The sequence below is a fragment of the Psychrobacter sp. TB55-MNA-CIBAN-0194 genome, from assembly GCF_040309505.1.
GTDB classification, from domain to species: Bacteria; Pseudomonadota; Gammaproteobacteria; order Pseudomonadales; family Moraxellaceae; genus Psychrobacter; species Psychrobacter fozii.
Genome location: NZ_JBEOOW010000053.1, coordinates 1 through 380, shown reverse-complemented (window position 1 = coordinate 380; position 380 = coordinate 1). Strand labels below are relative to the sequence as shown.

The following is a 380-nucleotide window of genomic DNA, read 5'->3' as shown; positions in this document are numbered from 1 at the left end:
CTGCTGATTCTCATAAAGCCGTGCAAAATATCGGTGCAAGTAGCCAACCAAAACTAAATGGCGCACACCTTTATCATAGGCAAATTGCGCCTGCTCACCTCTATCCTTATCAAACACAGGAGCATCAAAATGCGTATGAGTATCAATTAAAGGAAAAATCTTCGTTCTTACTTTACTATTGATAGCTGGTGTATCAATCCCCGTCATCAAGAAACTCCAAAATTCATCATTGCTATGATAAGTCAGCTTTCCCATTAACTATTTTCTAAAGAATCATTTTACTCACTATCTATACTTTTAGCTTTTTCTATAGGGTCATAATTTTCAGGCACTAGTTTGTCTGCCTTTTGACTACTGCGTCTTGGTATCAGTACCAATGC

1 pseudogene is annotated in these 380 nt (G+C 37.6%); it reads right to left on the bottom strand.

The features are described 5' to 3' along the window. Positions 1 to 255: pseudogene (locus tag AAEY75_RS14215) on the bottom strand (hypothetical protein); the annotation flags it as partial. Between the last annotated feature and the right edge of the window lie 125 nt (positions 256 to 380).